Annotated in this window: 16 protein-coding genes; 7 read left to right on the top strand and 9 right to left on the bottom strand. The window is 67.6% G+C overall.

Annotated features, from left to right (window positions below):
* Positions 1–11: 11 nt before the first annotated feature.
* The gene (locus ACIG5A_RS07615; RefSeq protein ID WP_397238967.1) at positions 12–860 is read left to right on the top strand and encodes a helix-turn-helix domain-containing protein; all 849 of its coding nucleotides are present in this window, start codon (positions 12–14) and stop codon (positions 858–860) included.
* 76 nt (positions 861–936) lie between these two features.
* Here ACIG5A_RS07615 and ACIG5A_RS07610 read toward each other — a convergent pair whose 3' ends face one another.
* From ACIG5A_RS07610 to ACIG5A_RS07590, 5 genes are all read right to left on the bottom strand, one after another.
* Positions 937–1857 carry a LysR family transcriptional regulator gene (locus ACIG5A_RS07610; protein ID WP_397238965.1) on the bottom strand — a complete coding sequence of 307 codons (921 nt, stop codon included), beginning with the start codon at positions 1855–1857 and terminating at the stop codon, positions 937–939.
* A gap of 108 nt (positions 1858–1965) precedes the next feature.
* Complete coding sequence (locus tag ACIG5A_RS07605) at positions 1966–3159, bottom strand: FAD-dependent oxidoreductase (RefSeq protein WP_397238963.1); 1194 nt, start codon at positions 3157–3159, stop codon at positions 1966–1968.
* A 176-nt stretch (positions 3160–3335) separates the two neighbouring features.
* Positions 3336–3995, bottom strand: a complete 660-nt coding sequence (locus ACIG5A_RS07600) for a PadR family transcriptional regulator (protein WP_397238961.1) — start codon at positions 3993–3995, stop codon at positions 3336–3338.
* 55 nt (positions 3996–4050) lie between these two features.
* Complete coding sequence (locus tag ACIG5A_RS07595; protein ID WP_397238959.1) at positions 4051–6084, bottom strand: DHA2 family efflux MFS transporter permease subunit; 2034 nt, start codon at positions 6082–6084, stop codon at positions 4051–4053.
* Positions 6085–6209: 125 nt separating this feature from the next.
* Entirely contained in the window at positions 6210–6860 is a 651-nt protein-coding gene (locus tag ACIG5A_RS07590; RefSeq protein ID WP_397238957.1) for a TetR/AcrR family transcriptional regulator, read from the bottom strand.
* Positions 6861–7046: 186 nt separating this feature from the next.
* Here ACIG5A_RS07590 and ACIG5A_RS07585 point away from each other — a divergent pair, with 186 nt between their 5' ends.
* Together ACIG5A_RS07585 and ACIG5A_RS07580 are read left to right on the top strand one after the other, a co-directional pair.
* The gene (locus ACIG5A_RS07585; protein ID WP_397238955.1) at positions 7047–7274 is read left to right on the top strand and encodes a hypothetical protein; all 228 of its coding nucleotides are present in this window, start codon (positions 7047–7049) and stop codon (positions 7272–7274) included.
* Positions 7275–7824: 550 nt separating this feature from the next.
* Entirely contained in the window at positions 7825–8787 is a 963-nt protein-coding gene (locus tag ACIG5A_RS07580) for a sigma-70 family RNA polymerase sigma factor (RefSeq protein WP_397238953.1), read from the top strand.
* On the opposite strand, the gene ACIG5A_RS07575 is transcribed toward ACIG5A_RS07580, so the two are convergent.
* On the bottom strand, positions 8788–9417 hold the full coding sequence (locus tag ACIG5A_RS07575; RefSeq protein ID WP_397238951.1) for a TetR/AcrR family transcriptional regulator: 630 nt from the start codon (positions 9415–9417) through the stop codon (positions 8788–8790). It lies immediately after the preceding gene.
* A gap of 161 nt (positions 9418–9578) precedes the next feature.
* Between ACIG5A_RS07575 and ACIG5A_RS07570 the strand changes: the two genes are divergently transcribed.
* From ACIG5A_RS07570 to ACIG5A_RS07555, 4 genes are all read left to right on the top strand, one after another.
* Complete coding sequence (locus tag ACIG5A_RS07570) at positions 9579–10991, top strand: lipase family protein (RefSeq protein WP_397238949.1); 1413 nt, start codon at positions 9579–9581, stop codon at positions 10989–10991.
* A gap of 104 nt (positions 10992–11095) precedes the next feature.
* On the top strand, positions 11096–11971 hold the full coding sequence (locus ACIG5A_RS07565; RefSeq protein WP_397238947.1) for an oxidoreductase: 876 nt from the start codon (positions 11096–11098) through the stop codon (positions 11969–11971).
* A gap of 171 nt (positions 11972–12142) precedes the next feature.
* Positions 12143–12607: a transcriptional regulator gene (locus ACIG5A_RS07560; protein ID WP_397238945.1), complete on the top strand. Its 465-nt coding sequence runs from the start codon at positions 12143–12145 to the stop codon at positions 12605–12607.
* Positions 12608–12678: 71 nt separating this feature from the next.
* Complete coding sequence (locus ACIG5A_RS07555) at positions 12679–12987, top strand: DUF3817 domain-containing protein (RefSeq protein ID WP_397240569.1); 309 nt, start codon at positions 12679–12681, stop codon at positions 12985–12987.
* 112 nt (positions 12988–13099) lie between these two features.
* On the opposite strand, the gene ACIG5A_RS07550 is transcribed toward ACIG5A_RS07555, so the two are convergent.
* The 3 genes from ACIG5A_RS07550 to rph all read right to left on the bottom strand — a co-directional run bounded on the left by ACIG5A_RS07550 (position 13100) and on the right by rph (position 15078).
* Entirely contained in the window at positions 13100–13405 is a 306-nt protein-coding gene (locus ACIG5A_RS07550; RefSeq protein WP_397238943.1) for a hypothetical protein, read from the bottom strand.
* A gap of 291 nt (positions 13406–13696) precedes the next feature.
* The gene (rdgB, locus tag ACIG5A_RS07545) at positions 13697–14305 is read right to left on the bottom strand and encodes an RdgB/HAM1 family non-canonical purine NTP pyrophosphatase (RefSeq protein ID WP_397238941.1); all 609 of its coding nucleotides are present in this window, start codon (positions 14303–14305) and stop codon (positions 13697–13699) included.
* Entirely contained in the window at positions 14305–15078 is a 774-nt protein-coding gene (rph, locus tag ACIG5A_RS07540; RefSeq protein ID WP_397238939.1) for a ribonuclease PH, read from the bottom strand. Before rph ends, rdgB begins: the two co-directional genes overlap by 1 nt.
* Between the last annotated feature and the right edge of the window lie 304 nt (positions 15079–15382).

Raw genomic sequence — 15382 nt, 5'->3', positions numbered from 1 at the left:
CCCTCCTGGGAATGGCGCACGCCGCTGCCGTCGGCTTGACTGGTGCGGTGACGACAGCGGTGCAATCCAACGGCTTCGCGAGCCAGCTCAAGCACTGGCGCACCCGGCGCAGGGTGAGCCAGCTCGATCTCGCGATCCGCGCCGATACCAGCCAGCGGTACCTGAGCTTTCTCGAGCAGGGCCGCTCCAAACCCGGGCGCACCATGGTGGTGCGGCTGGCCGAATCGCTGGACCTGTCACTGCGCGAGCGCAACAATCTGCTGCTCGCCGCGGGCTACGCACCGGTGTATCCCGAATCCGACCTCGCGGCAATGGAACTCGGCCCGGTATGCGAGGCGCTGAACACCATTCTCGACGGCCACCTGCCCTATCCCGCGATCGTCGTGCGTCCGCACGGCAAACTCGTCGCGGCCAACAGCGCGTTCGATTTCTTCACCGAGGAGACCGCGCCCGAATTGCTGGTGCCGCCGATCGACACGCTCCGGCTGGCACTGCACCCACGCGGCCTGGCACCGCGCGTGCTGAACCTGCCCGAGTGGGGCAGGCATATCACCGAGGCGCTGCGTGCCCGCGCGCTCCGCAGCCCTGATCCGCAACTCGACACGCTGATCGCCGAGCTGGAGGGCTATCTGCCCGACGTGACCCCCTGCCCCGACCATCTCGGCTTCGCCGTACCGCTGCGACTGAGTCATCCCGAGGGCGAGCTCCGCCTGATCACCACCCTGACATCGTTCTCCACCGCGGTCGACGTCACACTCGCGGAACTCCAACTGGAGGCCTTCCTCCCCGCCGACCAGCAAACCGCCGACATCCTCCGCCGCCGCCACGAACGCCGCGAAGCCGAAGCCGCCAGGAGCTAGGCGAGGAAGACCGAAGTGGCGGCACTCCGCGTCGAACTCCGCGCCGCACCGCCGAGTCCGGCTACGGACAGCTCGTTCACCAAGCACGGGCTGCGCCGGCCAGGCGATCCGCGACGAGTTGGACGTGTGGGCGGATCGGGTTTCCGGGGCGCCGGACGAGGAAGCCGGTGTTGATCGGCGGGTCGTCGGGCTCGAGCAAAGTCACCAGGTCACCTGAAAGTAGTTCAGGCGCACAGAGATAGCGCGGGAGCACACTGATGCCCGCGCCCGCGGCCACCAGCGCGAGCACCGCGCGCAGGTCGGGTACGACCACCGCGGCCTCGGCCGAGAGGCGTACGCCGAATACGTGACGCCAGTATCGGCGCAGGATCGGCAGGTCCGCGGCGTAACTCACCAGGGGCATCCCGGCCAGGATCGAGGGGCCCTCGGCGCGCAGCCGCTCGGTATCCACGCGTTCGGCCAGCACGGGTGCCGCGACCAGGACGAACTCCTCGTCGGTGAGCGGTTCGGCGAGCACACTGCGCCCACGCGGACGCACCGTCGACACCACCAGATCGAACTGCCCGGCGCGCAATCCGGCGAGCAGTTCCTCGGACAGGCCCGCCGTCACGCTGAGCCGCACACCGCGCGACACCAGCGGTGCCAGCGCCGGAAGCGCCTGCACCGCAAGCATTTCCGCGGGACCACCGAGCCGCACCGGCGGCTGCTCGACCGGCGCGACATCGATATCCCGGCCCGCGACCACATCGAGCTCATCCAACGGCGCCGCCACCCGCACGGCCAGCTCATCGGCCGCGGCCGTCGGCGCGACACCGCGCGGCAGCCGCTCGAACAGCCGATACCCCAGCCGCTTCTCCAACGCCTGCAACTGCGTGGTCACCGTCGGCTGCGACAACCCGATCAACCGCGCCGCCGCCGTAATCGATCCCGCCCGGTGCACCGCCAGAAACGTCCGCAGCTGATTCAGATCCAACCCATCCGAATCTCGATTACTCACCCACTCACCCTATTACTCCCCCAATACCGATCCCCCGTCGAGCGCAGTCAGATGGCTCCTCTACTCGGCGTGTCGGACGGCCATTTGACTGCGCTCGGCGGAACTGGGTCAGGCGGGGGTGAGGTCTTGTTGGACGGGGGCGTTCCAGTTGATGCGGTAGCGGTATTCGGGGGTGCGTTTTTCTGGGTTCATGACCGTTTTGAGCATCAGGGGCATGAGCAGGTTCATCGCCTTGCGGGCTACCGGGCCCGGGGTTTTGCTGCGGTTTATCTTGGCGGCCTTGGCGGTGATGCCCTCGACTCGCGGCCTGCGCAATTGTTCGTAGGCCGCGAAGGCAGTGGCCAGGTCGGGCAGGTCGCGCACGCAACGGGCCAGTTGGATCGCGCTTTCGATGGCCATCGACGCGCCCTGACCTGAGCTGTTGGACGGTGCGTGGACCGAATCACCGACCAGCACCATGCGGTCGCGGTACCAGTGCGGTACCGGCGGCATGATGTGCAGCGCACCGGTGACCTCCAGCTGATCCTCGGTGGTGTTGCGGGCCAACTCACCGCCGGGGGTGTCTTCGCCGTAGACCTCGCGCAGGATCCCCAGCCAGTGCGCGGCCGGAATCGCCCGCGCTTCGGTGAGCGACAGGTACTCCTTGTGCGGCAGATTGGCGCCCCAGAGGACCTTGCCCGTGCCGTCCGGCCCGTACAGGTAGTAGGCACGTTTGCCGAACGCGAAAGTCATACTGTCCGGCTCGATCTCGGCAGCGCACTCGGTGGCCGCGCCGAAGCCGAGCATGCCGGTGTAGTCCGGTCCCGGCGCGTTGGGATCGATCAGGTCGCGCACGGTCGACCGGATGCCGTCGGCGCCGACGAGCATGTCCGCGGTGGCCGTACTGCCGTCGGCGAACCGTGCGGTGATGCCCGAGGCCGACTCGTCGACGCCGACCAGCCGCTTGTTGTACTCGAAGGGCACACCCGAGGCGACCGCGTGGTCGTGCAGCACCCGGTGCAGTTCGCCGCGGTCGACCAGTTGCAACTCCATCCCGGGCAGGATCGGCACGTCGTGAAACTTGCCGCCGACCGAGAGCCGCTGCTTGGACACGGTGAACGCGATCGCCCGGACGGGGTCGCCCGCGCCGATGATGTCAAGGGCCGCAATACCGTTCGGTGCGAGCGCGAGCCCGCTGCCGATGTGGTAGGACGGGCCGGGATAGGCCTCGTAGACGCGGGCGTCGATGCCCGCCTTGTGCAGTGCGGTGGCGACGACGGGTCCGGCGATGCCGCCGCCGATGACGAGAGCTGATGTGGACATGGGGTATCTCCAAAAGGGTGTATTCGGTGAACCCGAACCGCCCCGCACGCCGTCGCCCCAGTTATCCTGTGGTTGCCAGCCTTGTAGCCGGGTGCGCGTACGCGGGCACGGTTCGAGACGGTTTCCCGGGCTCGGCGGCGGTGTTGCCGCACCCCGCCGCGCCCGGTCTCGAAGAGTCAGGAACTGCGCTTTTCCACCATCCCCCTCTCCACGAGCGCGGTGACCTCCGACGGTGACAGGTGGTCGGCATGGAAGCGCCGCCACTCGTCCAGCATCGGGAACGTGCCGTCGACCAGTTCGGCGCGCAGCGAATTCGCCCACGCCATTTCGGCTTCCAGCATTGCCATCCCGTATTCGGTCTCGATGATGAACAGCCTCGGCAGCCCGGACTCGGCGATATCGGCGAGCTCCCGGTGCACCGCCTCGATGCTGTGCCGCAGCGCCTCGACGCGCTTGCCGAGCAATTCGATGACCTCGTCCGGCGGGATGACGCCGAGAATGGAAAGTCCGGCGACGAACCGGTGGTGCTCCGACTCGGGAACGGCGATCAATTCCCTTGTCCAGTCGAGGAGTTCGGCGCGCCCGGCATCGGTGATCCGATAGATCGTGCGTTCCGGTCGCGCGCCGTCGCGCTCACTGCCGATGATCTCGAGGAAGTTCGCCTTCGCCATGTTCTGCACAACGGTGTAGAGCGAGCCCCACTTGATATCCATGTCGCGGTCCTTGCCGCGGTCCTTCAGGGCGGTCGCGATCTCGTAGCGGTGCATCGGCCGCTCGACGATGACGGACAGCACCGCCAAGGCCAGCAGGTTGTTCACCTTGCGTTTCGTGGCCATCACACCTCCTTACTCGTCTACGAATATACGTCTACGAGTATTAGTGGCGCAAGGGTCAGGAGCGGCCGGCCTCCTGCAGCTGAGCGTCCTCCTCGAGCAGCTTGGCGGCGATATTGTCCAGCGCCTGATCGAGCAGCGCGCGGTCCGCGGGATCCCGGTCGTCCCAGCCGTCGAGCCTGCTGTTCAGCCAGCGCCGCCACGCGGCGTGCACCCGATCGATCTCGGCGCTACCGGAGTCGGTGAGCCGCAACCGATCCCCCTCGCGCACCACATAGCCATCGCGTAGCACCTCGTCGTAGACCGGTGCGATCACCTCGGCGGGTAAGCGGTGTACGTGCGCGATCGCATCCAGCGTCGCGGCGCCACGAATCTTGTTGTGCAGGTACACCTGCCCCACCGCCCACGCCTGCCCCCTGCTCAGCCCGGTACCCGCGTCGGCGAGGATCTGCGGCGCGATCGGCCGCTCCGCCTGCGCTTTTCGGATGGCCGCCGAGACCGCGCGCTCCAGCACCACCACCCGGTCCGGCGAATCCGGCATCGAAAAGCCTTCGCCCACATCGCTCGCGCCCGCCCTGGCGCTGTCGCGCAGCGGGACCTCCTTCAGGAACCACGCCACCACGAACCCGAGCAGCGCCACCGGAACCACCCAGCGGAACACGTGATCGAGGGATGCGGCGTAGGCATCGATGATCGGCGCCGCCTGCTCCTGCGGAAGTTTCTGCAGCAGCTGCGGATTCGCCGCGACATCGGGTGGAACCACCCGCACCTTCAGTAGCGCCTCGCGCAGGTTGGGCCCGATCTCGTTGCTGTAGAGCGTGCCGAAGATCGCCGTGCCGAATGTGCTGCCGAGCGTACGGAAGAAGGTGACACCCGAAGTGGCCGTACCCAATTGGGCATACGGCACCGTGTTCTGCACCACGATGGTGAGCACCTGCATGGTCAGGCCGATGCCGAGCCCGAGTATCAGCATGTACAGCGATTCCTGCCAGACGCCGGTGGTGCGCCCCATCGTCGACATCAGGTACAGCCCGAGCGCCATCACCAGCGTGCCCGCGATCGGAAAGTACTTGTAGTGACCGGTTCTGGCGACCACCTGGCCGGACAGGATCGAGGTGACGAACAGCCCGACCACCAGCGGCAGCGTGCGCACGCCGGACATGGTCGCCGAAACCCCGTTCACGTATTGCAGATACGCGGGCAGGTAGGTCATCGAGCCGAGCATGGCGAAGCCGACGATGAAGCTGAGGATCGAGCAGACGGTGAACACCCGGCTGCGGAACAGCCCCATCGGCAGCATCGGTTCTTTCGCCCGCAGTTCCACCGCGACGAAGGTGCCGATCAACACCACCGCCGCGGCGAAGAGCCCGAGGATCATCGACGAGCCCCACGGGTATTCCTGTCCGCCCCATTCGAGCCCGAGGATCAGGCAGGACGTGCCCGCCGCGATGAGCCCGATGCCGAGATAGTCGATGATCGGCTTGACCACGGCCCGCACCCGCGGAATGGTTTTGGCGGCCATCGCGATCATGATGATCGCGACCGGCACGTTGACATAGAAGCACCAGCGCCAGCTCGCGTGATCGGTGAACAACCCGCCGATCGTCGGCCCGATCACGGTGGTGACGCCGAAGACGGCGCCTAGCGCGCCCTGATATTTACCGCGCTGCCGCAGCGGGATGGTGTCGGCGATCAGCGCCATCGAGGTGACCATCAGGCCGCCACCGCCGAAGCCCTGGATGCCGCGGGCGACGACGAGCAGCGTCATCCCGTTCGCCAGACCGGCGAGCATCGAACCCGCGATGAAGATCAGCCCGCTGAGCTGGAAGATCAGCTTGCGGCCGAACAGGTCGCCGAGCTTGCCCGCCAACGCTGTCGCCACCGCCTCGGCGAGCAGATACGAGGTGACCACCCAGGCCATATGCCCCGCTCCGCCGAGATCGGCGACGATCGTCGGCAAGGCCGTGGACACGATGGTCTGGTCCAGCGCGGCCATCAGCATGCCCAGCGCAATCGTGGCGAACACGATATTGGCGCGGGCGCTGCTAATGGGTTCGGCGGACTTCTCGGCTACAGCGACTGCACCCGTCATCGCCCCAGTATGGGACGCGACCAGCAACTTCACCCGCCAGCGACACTCGGGACGATGGTCGATTGCCCCACGTTCACCCCGCCGCGGTCGGTCCGGTCACAACTGGACGACCGTACGCATAATGGTCAGCGGGGCCGAGCGGCATAGCTCCCGAGCGACGGATCGAGCGCATCGAAGGCGTCCGTGACATACCCGGCCAGCGCGCGGGCGATAGCGTCGTTGGACTCACCGGCGAGCGTGCGGCGCATGGTCTCCTCGAACAGCACCCGATGCACGCCACCCAGCTGCGCGGCCGCCACCCGCGGCACGATATCGCCTGGCGCGGCGCCGGTTTCCGTGGCGAGTACCCGCGCAAGCGCCGCCTCCCGCTCCTCGTGGAATTCACGAATCCTGGCCAGCAGGGCCGGACTGTCGGCGATCATCCGCGCGAATTCCGGACCGGAGAACCCGACGACCGGACTCTGCTCGGCCACCGCCGCCGCATAAGCCCGCCGCAGCGCGGCCAGTGCGGACTCGCCCGGCTCCCGCTCGCGCACCGTCGCGGCCAGCTGCTCGACGAAGACCTCCCCCAGATCGAGCGCGAGGTCTTCCTTGCGCGGGAAGTAGTTGGTGACGGTCATCTTGGCGACCTCGGCAGCCGTGGCGACCTCCGCGATCGTCACCTTGTCGAATCCGCGCTCCAGGAAGAGCAACGTGGCCTGATGGGAGATGTTCTCCCTGGTCTGCTGCTTCTTCCTGGCTCGGAGGCCCTGCGTTTCCGCGCTCGGCGTGCTCATTCCGGCAACCATACCTGATCTCGTCACAAATTTATGCTTGACATATTTTTAGGTCTGATCTAACTTTGTCTTCGTCGCCGCTAGGCCGACACCGAACGAAGGAGAACCCACCGCATGCCCCATGGCCCTGACATCGCCGCCCCGACCACGAGCACCAGCCAGCACCACCGACAGGGAGCAGCCACCATGGCCAAGTACACCGTGCAGCAGAACAAGTTCGACGCCGCCATTCGCGAAATCCTCGACGGCACAGGGCGAATCACGCCGCCGTCGATGAACATCACACCGCGCGAACCGAAGCGGCCCGCGGATCCGAGCACCGGATTCACCCGCCGCCAGCGGCAGTCGAACACTCCAGTGGCACAGAGCTATCGGGCAGCCACACGCCGCCCGATGCGCACCAAGGGCCGCTGATCGCTCCGCCGGAGTGACGGCAGCACGTCCGCTACCGGTTCCGCAGCATCTCGATCGCGGCAACGCAGCCCGGTCGCGGCAGCACAGCCCGGTCACTGCAACGCAGCCCGGTCACTGCAACGCAGCCCGGTCACCGCAACGCAGCCCGGTCACCGCAGCACAGCCCGGTCACCGCAGCACAGCCCGGTCACCGCAGCACAGCCCGGTCACCGCAACGCAGCCCGGTCACCGCAACGCAGCCCGGTCACCGCAGCACAGCCCGGTCACCACAGCACAGCCCGGTCACCACAGCACAGCCCGGTCACCACAGCACAGCCCGGTCGCGGCAGCACAGCCCGGTCGCGGCAACGCAGCCCGGTCGCGGCAACGCAGCCCAGTTGTCGCAACGCCGCCCGGTTGTCGCAACGCAGCCCGGTTGCCACTGCGGATCTCGATGCGCCGCAGCGAATCCGGATCGCGGATGCCCCGTCACCCGGGCGCACTGAATCGGTCCGCCGACAACCCGGTCGGCGGACCGATTCCCTCTCCTCGCTCGACGAAAGGACACACCTTGACCAACGTCTGCACCACCACCCGACGCCCCGCCACCGCCAACGGCATCGTCAGCGAGGATCCGATCAAGGACTACCTGCGTCAGATCGGCCGGACCGCGCTGCTCACCGCGACCGACGAAGTCGTTCTCGCGCAACGCATCGAGGCCGGTGTGCTCGCTCAGCAGCAGTTGGACGACAGCGCGGGTGCCGAACTCACGCCCGCGCGACGGCGCGAGTTGCGGCGCACCGCCGCCGACGGGCTGCGCGCCAAGGACCACATGGTGCGGGCCAACCTGCGCCTCGTGGTGTCCATCGCCAAGCGCTATCCCCCGTCGGCGGGTATGTCACTGCTCGACCTGATCCAGGAGGGCACCTTCGGCCTGATCCGCGCCATCGAGAAGTTCGATCACCGGCGCGGGCTGAAACTGTCCACCTACGCCACCTGGTGGATTCGCCAGGCCATCGGCCGCGCGATGGCCGATCAGGGCCGCACCATCCGCATTCCGGTGCATGTGGTCGAGGTGCTCAACCGGGTGACCCGCACCCAGCGCACGCTCGATCAGCGACTCGGCCGCGCGGCGACGGCGGACGAGGTGGCGGCCGAACTGGCGCTGACCGCCGATCAGGTACGGGAGGTGTTGGGCCATGCGCGCGAACCGATTTCACTGCACACCCCGATCGGCGACGACGAGGCCGAACTCGGCGGGCTGATCGCCGACGAGACACCGGACCCCGCCGACCAGGTCGCGCGGCGCATGCTGCGGGGCAGTCTGGACCGGGTACTCGCGGGCCTGACGCCGCGCGAGTCGGAGGTGATCCTGCTGCGCTTCGGCCTCGATCGCGGTGAGGCGCGGACGCTGGAGCAGGTCGGCACCGCGCTCGGCGTCTCCCGCGAGCGGGTAAGGCAGGTGGAGGCCAAGGCCATGGGCAAGCTCAGGATGCCGAAGCACACAGCGGCTTTGGCGGGGATGCTCACATAGTTACGGTGTTTCGATCAACGACAGCGCGAGCGGAACGAGCAGATCGACCAGCGCCGACACCGGCGGGCGCGGCTCGGCGAGCAACCACTCCTGGCTGAGCCCGTTGATCGCGCCGATGAGCGCGCTTGCGGCCCAGCCGCTTTCCCCGCGGGCGCGACCACCGTGCACGATGGCGGGCACCACCCTGGACTCGAGCACCGTCCCCCACAGATGCCTGCGTTCGCGGCGGTGCCGCTCCATCCGCTCGCTCACGCCGACCACCTCGATGAAGGCGACCTTGGCGCGATAGGGGTCGGCGCCCATTGAGCCGAGGAAGGCGCCCACCACGGCGTTCATCCCGGTGTGCAGGTCGGCGCGCGGGTCGAGGGTAGTCAGCGCGGCGAACACCGCGGCGGCGGCCTCGTCCTGAATCCGGTCGTAGGCGGCGACGAGTACGTCTTCCCTGGTCTGGAATTCCTCGTAGAACTGGCGCTTGGACAGCCCGGCCGCCGCACACACGTCGGCGAGCGAACAGGCCGCGTAGCCGCGTTCGGCGAAGATCCGCGTGGCTGCCTCGAGAAATCTGAGGCGGCGCTCGGCCTTGCGCTCCACGACGGCGCGCCCGCCGTACTGCCTGCCAACAATCGTCACGACACCACGGTATCCGAGAGAGATAGGACGACTGACCAGCCACTGCGATCGAGGTCTCTATCTGCGGAATTTGTGATCGAGGTCATGCTGGGGCATACTCGCCACATTCTGAAACCGCACGGGCTCACTTCGCGGTCGGCTCGCGAACGAAGAGGTTCACATTGGTGACACGCCGCAATCCGGCGACGAGGCTGCTGACCGCCTTCGCCGCACTGGCCGCAGTACTGCCGGTCGCGCTCACCGGTCCTGCCATGGCCGACAATCCGCCGAACGATCCGCCGGTCCAGCCCGTGCTGCCGTTCCCCATCCCGCCGATGCCGCCCGGCTTCGATCCGGCGTTCTACCGCCCGGCCCCCGAGAAATTCGTGAATCTCGAACCGGGCCAGCTCATCGCCGCGCGCCAGGTGAATATCGCGAACCTGTCGGTGATCCCGGTCAACATCGACGCCTGGCAGCTGTCGTTCCGCTCGACCAATACCAGGGGCGAACCCATCCCCGCCGTCGCCACCGTGCTCAAACCCCGCGGCTACCAAGCGGATCGGCCGTTGTTCTCGTATCAGATCGCCGAGGATTCGACCGGCAACTACCGCATGCCGTCCTACCAGCTGCAACTCGGCTCGATTCCGGCGACACTCACCGGCTCGACACTGGTCGCGGCGCAGTTCCTGGAGGTGCAGGCGGCGCTGGCCCAGGGCTGGGCGGCTGTCGTACCGGATCACCAGGGGCCCGATTCCGCCTATGCCGCAGGACCATTGGCGGGGCGGATCACACTGGACGCCATCCGCGCCGCGGAGAACTTCGCGCCGATGCAGCTGCCGGGCACGCAGACCAGGGTCGGCCTGATGGGCTACTCCGGCGGCGCGATCGCGACCGGCCATGCCGCCGAACTGAAGCGGACCTACGCACCCGAACTCACCGTGGTCGGCGCCGCCGAGGGCGGCATCCCCGCCGACCTGGAGGCCGCGCTGAAGCTGGCCAACGGCAACCTGTCGTCCGGGCTGATCATGGCTGGGGCACTTGGCGTTTCGCGCGAATACCCGGTGCTGCGCGACTTCCTGAACCGGCACATGAACCCGCTCGGCCGCTTCATGCTGTTCGCCAAGGACCAGCTGTGCGCGAGCTACCAGTCGGCGCTGTTCCCGTTCGGCAACAACCTCGGCATGCTCGACGCCGACCCGTTCAACGATCCCGGCGTCGCCGATGTACTGGCGAAAACCCGGATGGGGCAGCAGGTTCCGGAGATGCCGATGTTCATGTTCCAGGCGAATATGGACTGGCTGATCCCGGTCGGACCGGTCGACAAGGTGGTCGACTACTACTGCCAGGACCCGAACGCCCGCGTCCAGTACACCCGCGACCACTTCAGCGAGCACCTGACGCTCGATCCGATCGGCGCACCGAGCGCACTGCTGTGGTTGCGCGACCGGTTCGCGGGCGCACCGGTCGCGGCGGGGTGCTCCACCACCGACGTAGGGTCGATGATGCTCGACCCCGACACCTGGCAGGTCTGGGGCGAAACCGTCGGCACCACGCTGGCGGCGGCCTTCCAGCAGCCGATCGGCGCAGGTCGCTGATCACCACACGGATCAGGGCGTGCGCACAGAATTGTCTGAGACAATTTTCGGGCAGTTCGCGCGCAACCCTTCCCCCTGAACTTACTCCAGAGTAAGGTTGGCTCATGGCGTGGAAACCTACTGAAATCCCGGACCAGACCGGGCGCACCTTCGTGATCACCGGCGCGAACGGCGGCTTGGGTGCGGAGACCACCAAGGTACTGGCAGCCAAGGGCGCGACCATCATCATGGCCTGCCGCAACGCGGCCAAGGCGCAGGAGGTGGCCGATGCGATCCCCGGCGACGTCCGTGTCGCCGCGCTCGACCTGGCCGACCTGGCCTCGGTACGCGAATTCGCCGAGAAGAGCGACGAATTCGACGTGCTGATCAATAATGCCGGCCTGATGAACATTCCGTTCTCGCGCACCAAGGACGGCTTCGAAACCCAGTTCGGCGTCAATCATCTCGGCCACTTCGCCCTGACCGGCCTACTGCTGGACCGGATTCGGGATCGGGTGGTCTCGCTGGCGAGCATCGCACACAAGCAGACCCCGAAGCTGTGGATCGACGATCTCAACTACGAGAACCGCCGCTACCAGCGCAATCTGGCCTACGCGCAGGCCAAGCTGTCCAACCTGATGTTCGCCAGGGAACTGCAGCGCCGCCTCGCCGAATCCGGTTCCGCCAAACGGTCTTACGCGGTGCACCCCGGCGTCTCGGCGACGGATCTGTTCGCCAGGACCGAGACGCCGATCGACCGGATCAGCAAGCCGCTGATCCGCCTGGTCGGGCATCCGCCGGCCAAAGCGGCGCACTCCACGCTGTTCGCCGCGACCATGCCGGACGCCGATCCGGAGATCTATTGGGGCCCAACCAGATTCATGCAGAGCCAGGGCCCGGTCGAGCCGTCGCCGTCGAGCAGGCTCTCGCAGAACAAGGACATGTGGCGACGGCTCTGGGAAGAGTCCGAGCGCTTCACCGGTATCACCTACAAGTTCTGAGCCGCGGCGGACAACCGCCCCACGAGATCGTCCCGCACGGCCTCGACGGTGACCCGGTGCGCACGAACGCCGACGTCACCCTCGGGGTCGTGCATGACCCGCGTCACGGGCGGGGATCGAGCGTCCACCTGCCCCTACGTACCGTGTAGTAGAACAGGTACCGTGGTAGGCGTGTCCGCCTCTCCCCGCCGCTCGGCACACAATCGACCAGCCCTGATCGTGCTGGTAATTGTGGCCACCCTCGCCTGTCTGGCGCTCGGCTGGTGGCAGTGGCAGCGGTTCGAGTCGTCCAGCGGGACCGGGCAGAACCTGGGTTACGCGCTGCAATGGCCGCTGTTCGCCGGGTTCGCGGTGTTCGCGTACTTCCGGTTCGTGCGGCTGGAGACCGAGGCGGACGGCGAAGCGGATACCGAGCGCCCCGAAGCCGCACCACGCATCAGGCGCTCGGCGAAACCCGTTGCGCCGCGCGAGATTCCGGAAGGGCTACTGCCCGAGCGGCCGAAGGCGGCCAAGGACGACGATCCGGTGCTCGCCGAATACAACAAATACCTGGCCGAACTGCACGCCACCGACATCGAGGACCAGGTCCGCCGAGCCGGTTTGCATGCCAACGACACCCAGAGGAGCGCCGGTTGACCACCAGCGAGAACTCGACCGAATCCGCCGCGCCGACCGAGAGCGCGGCACCGCGGCCAGGCGCCGCCAACATCGGCAAACTTCCCGGCGCGCTGCTGCGCTACCGCGTGCTCGCCTGGGCCACCGGCCTGTGGCTGCTGCTGCTCACCGTCGAGATCATCGCGAAGTACGGCTTCGACGTGCACACCCCGAGCTGGATCGCGGTCGTGCACGGCTGGGTGTACTTCGCGTATCTGCTGGTCACCGCCGATCTCGCGGTGAAGGTGCGCTGGTCGATCTGGCGCACCGTCGGCACGCTGATCGCGGGCACCATCCCGCTGCTGTCGTTCTTCGTCGAGCACTGGAACGCGCAGAAGGTCAAGCGCGACTTCGACCTCTGACACACCGACCGCAGCACGTCGCAGCGCTACTGGTAGCGCGATCATCAGGAACTCAGGTAACTCGGGTCTCGCACAACAGTTACGTCAGTTCCTGATGATCTTGTGCACGGTGTCAGCCGAGCGCCACTTCGGAGTTGACCCCGGCGACAGACCAGCCGGGCAAGAGCTCCGCGGCCTGGAGAACACGCTCGGTCGCCTCCAATGCCACGGCCTCGGCCAGCTGCGGGGTGTCGACGTCAACCCAGATCTTCACGATCACCCCCTCCGGGTGCGCGCCGAGCCAGTACTCGTCGATGGTGACCGGATCCATTTCGTCGAACGCCTCGGTCAGCACGATGGTCGCACCGACCCGCTGCAATTCGTCGAGCGCGGGCGTGCTGGGTGACGGCACCGTATCGAGGTAGACGGCGTATCGCATCCGCCAACCATAAATCCGTCACCAGCGGGAACGGGGCAACGCACGCACCGCGCGCCGCGCGATACCGCGGGTCCGAGCGGACATGAATCGTCCACACGCGGCGAAATCCGCCACGCGACAGCACAAAATGCCGGCGCAGACCCGAACCGAATCAGTCGGCTCGACTGAACGCAGTCGCCCGCCGGCTCGAGCGCGCGCCGTGTGGGTCTGAGTGGACACAAATCATCCATTGGTGGCGGAAATTGCCACGCGCCAGCCGAAAATGTCGGGCTCAGACCCGCCCCGGCGAGTTCAGCCGGCCAGCGCGGCCAGCGCGGGCAACAACTGCGTGAGCGCGCGGCCGCGGTGGGAGACCGCGTCCTTCTGCGCCGGGGTCAGCTGGGCCGCGCTGATCTCGCCGCCCGTGGGGACGAACAGCGGGTCGTAGCCGAAGCCGCCGTCGCCCACCGGTTCGCGGGCCACCGTGCCCGGCCATTCGCCGCGGACAACGGTTTCCGCACCGCCGGGCACGACGAGGGCGCAGGTGGAGACGAATTGGGCGCCGCGGCGCTCGTCGGGGACGTCGCCGAGCTGGGCGAGCAGCAGCGCGTTGTTGGCCGCGTCGTCGCCGTGCTTACCGGACCAGCGGGCCGACAGGACGCCGGGCATCCCGTTGAGTGCGTCCACCTCGATACCGGAATCGTCTGCGACACAAGGCAATCCGGTAGCGGTGGCGCCGTCGCGGGCCTTGGCGAGCGCGTTCTCCTCGAACGTCGCGCCGGTCTCCGGCGCCTCGTCGTAGGCGGGCACGTCGTCGAGGCCGACGATCTCGATGCCGACGATCCCCGCGTCGTCGAGGATGCGCCGCAGCTCGTTCAGCTTCTTCGCGTTGCGGCTCGCGACCAGTACCCGGCGCGACATCACTTCTTCTTCGAGAACTCGGACGGCTCGGGCAGCACACCGGGATACGGCAGCGCCAGCGCCTCCTTCTGCACGGCGAACAGCTGCTCACAGCCGGCCAGCGCGGAATCGAGCAGCTTGTCCAGGGTGGAGCGCGGGAAGGTGGCGCCCTCGCCGGTGCCCTGGATCTCCACCAGGGTGCCGGTGTCGGTGGCCACCACGTTCATGTCGACCTCGGCGCGTGAATCCTCTTCGTACGGCAGGTCGAGGCGGACCCGGCCGTCGACGACGCCGACGCTCACCGCGGCGATCGCGCACGAGATCGGTTGCGGGTCGGCCAGTCCGCCCGCCGCGCCCAGGTAGGTGACGGCATCCGACAGCGCGACGTAGGCGCCGGTGATGGCCGCGGTGCGGGTGCCGCCGTCGGCCTGCAGCACGTCGCAGTCGATCGCGATGGTGTTCTCGCCGATGGCCGCCAGGTCGATGCACGCGCGCAGCGACCGGCCGACCAGGCGGCTGATCTCCTGCGTACGGCCGCCGACCTTGCCCTTCACCGATTCGCGGCCGCTGCGGGTGTGCGTCGCGGCGGGCAGCATCGCGTATTCGGCGGTCAGCCAGCCCAATCCGGAGTCGCGGCGCCACGGCGGCACGCCCTCGGTGACGCTCGCGGTGCACATCACCCGCGTCTGACCGAACTCCACCAGCACCGAACCGGCTGGATGCGTGGTGAATCCACGGGTGATCCGTACCTCGCGGAGTTCATCGTCCGCCCTGCCATCGGCTCGTCTCGACACGCAAGCAGCGTAACCGCACCGACCCGTCCGTCTGCCAACCGCCCGCTGGATCGCAGCACACGGAGTCCGCTGCGCACACGGCCACAGCGAACACGGAAGTACACAGCGAACGAAGTCCACCTCACGCACGGCCGCACCGAACACGGAAGTACACAGCGAACGAAGTCCACCTCACGCACGGCCGCACCGAATGCGGAGGTACGCAGCGGACGGAGTCCACCTCACGCACGGCCGCACCGAATGCGGAGGTACGCAGCGGACGGAGTCCACCTCACGCACGGCCGCACCGAATGCGGAGGTAGGC

The organism is Nocardia sp. NPDC052566 (assembly GCF_044547285.1).
In the GTDB taxonomy this organism is placed as follows: domain Bacteria; phylum Actinomycetota; class Actinomycetes; order Mycobacteriales; family Mycobacteriaceae; genus Nocardia.
This window is presented reverse-complemented; position numbering and strand designations above follow the sequence as displayed.

What these genes read in the sequence shown, in the direction of transcription:
- ACIG5A_RS07615 (WP_397238967.1), top strand. Translation starts at nt 12, where the DNA reads ATGGCGCACGCCGCTGCCGTCGGCTTGACTGGTGCGGTGACGACAGCG.
- ACIG5A_RS07605 (WP_397238963.1), bottom strand. Translation starts at nt 3,159, where the DNA reads ATGTCCACATCAGCTCTCGTCATCGGCGGCGGCATCGCCGGACCCGTC.
- ACIG5A_RS07600 (WP_397238961.1), bottom strand. Translation starts at nt 3,995, where the DNA reads ATGGCCACGAAACGCAAGGTGAACAACCTGCTGGCCTTGGCGGTGCTG.
- ACIG5A_RS07595 (WP_397238959.1), bottom strand. Translation starts at nt 6,084, where the DNA reads ATGACGGGTGCAGTCGCTGTAGCCGAGAAGTCCGCCGAACCCATTAGC.
- ACIG5A_RS07590 (WP_397238957.1), bottom strand. Translation starts at nt 6,860, where the DNA reads ATGAGCACGCCGAGCGCGGAAACGCAGGGCCTCCGAGCCAGGAAGAAG.
- ACIG5A_RS07585 (WP_397238955.1), top strand. Translation starts at nt 7,047, where the DNA reads ATGGCCAAGTACACCGTGCAGCAGAACAAGTTCGACGCCGCCATTCGC.
- ACIG5A_RS07565 (WP_397238947.1), top strand. Translation starts at nt 11,096, where the DNA reads ATGGCGTGGAAACCTACTGAAATCCCGGACCAGACCGGGCGCACCTTC.
- ACIG5A_RS07550 (WP_397238943.1), bottom strand. Translation starts at nt 13,405, where the DNA reads ATGCGATACGCCGTCTACCTCGATACGGTGCCGTCACCCAGCACGCCC.
- rdgB (WP_397238941.1), bottom strand. Translation starts at nt 14,305, where the DNA reads ATGTCGCGCCGGGTACTGGTCGCGAGCCGCAACGCGAAGAAGCTGAAC.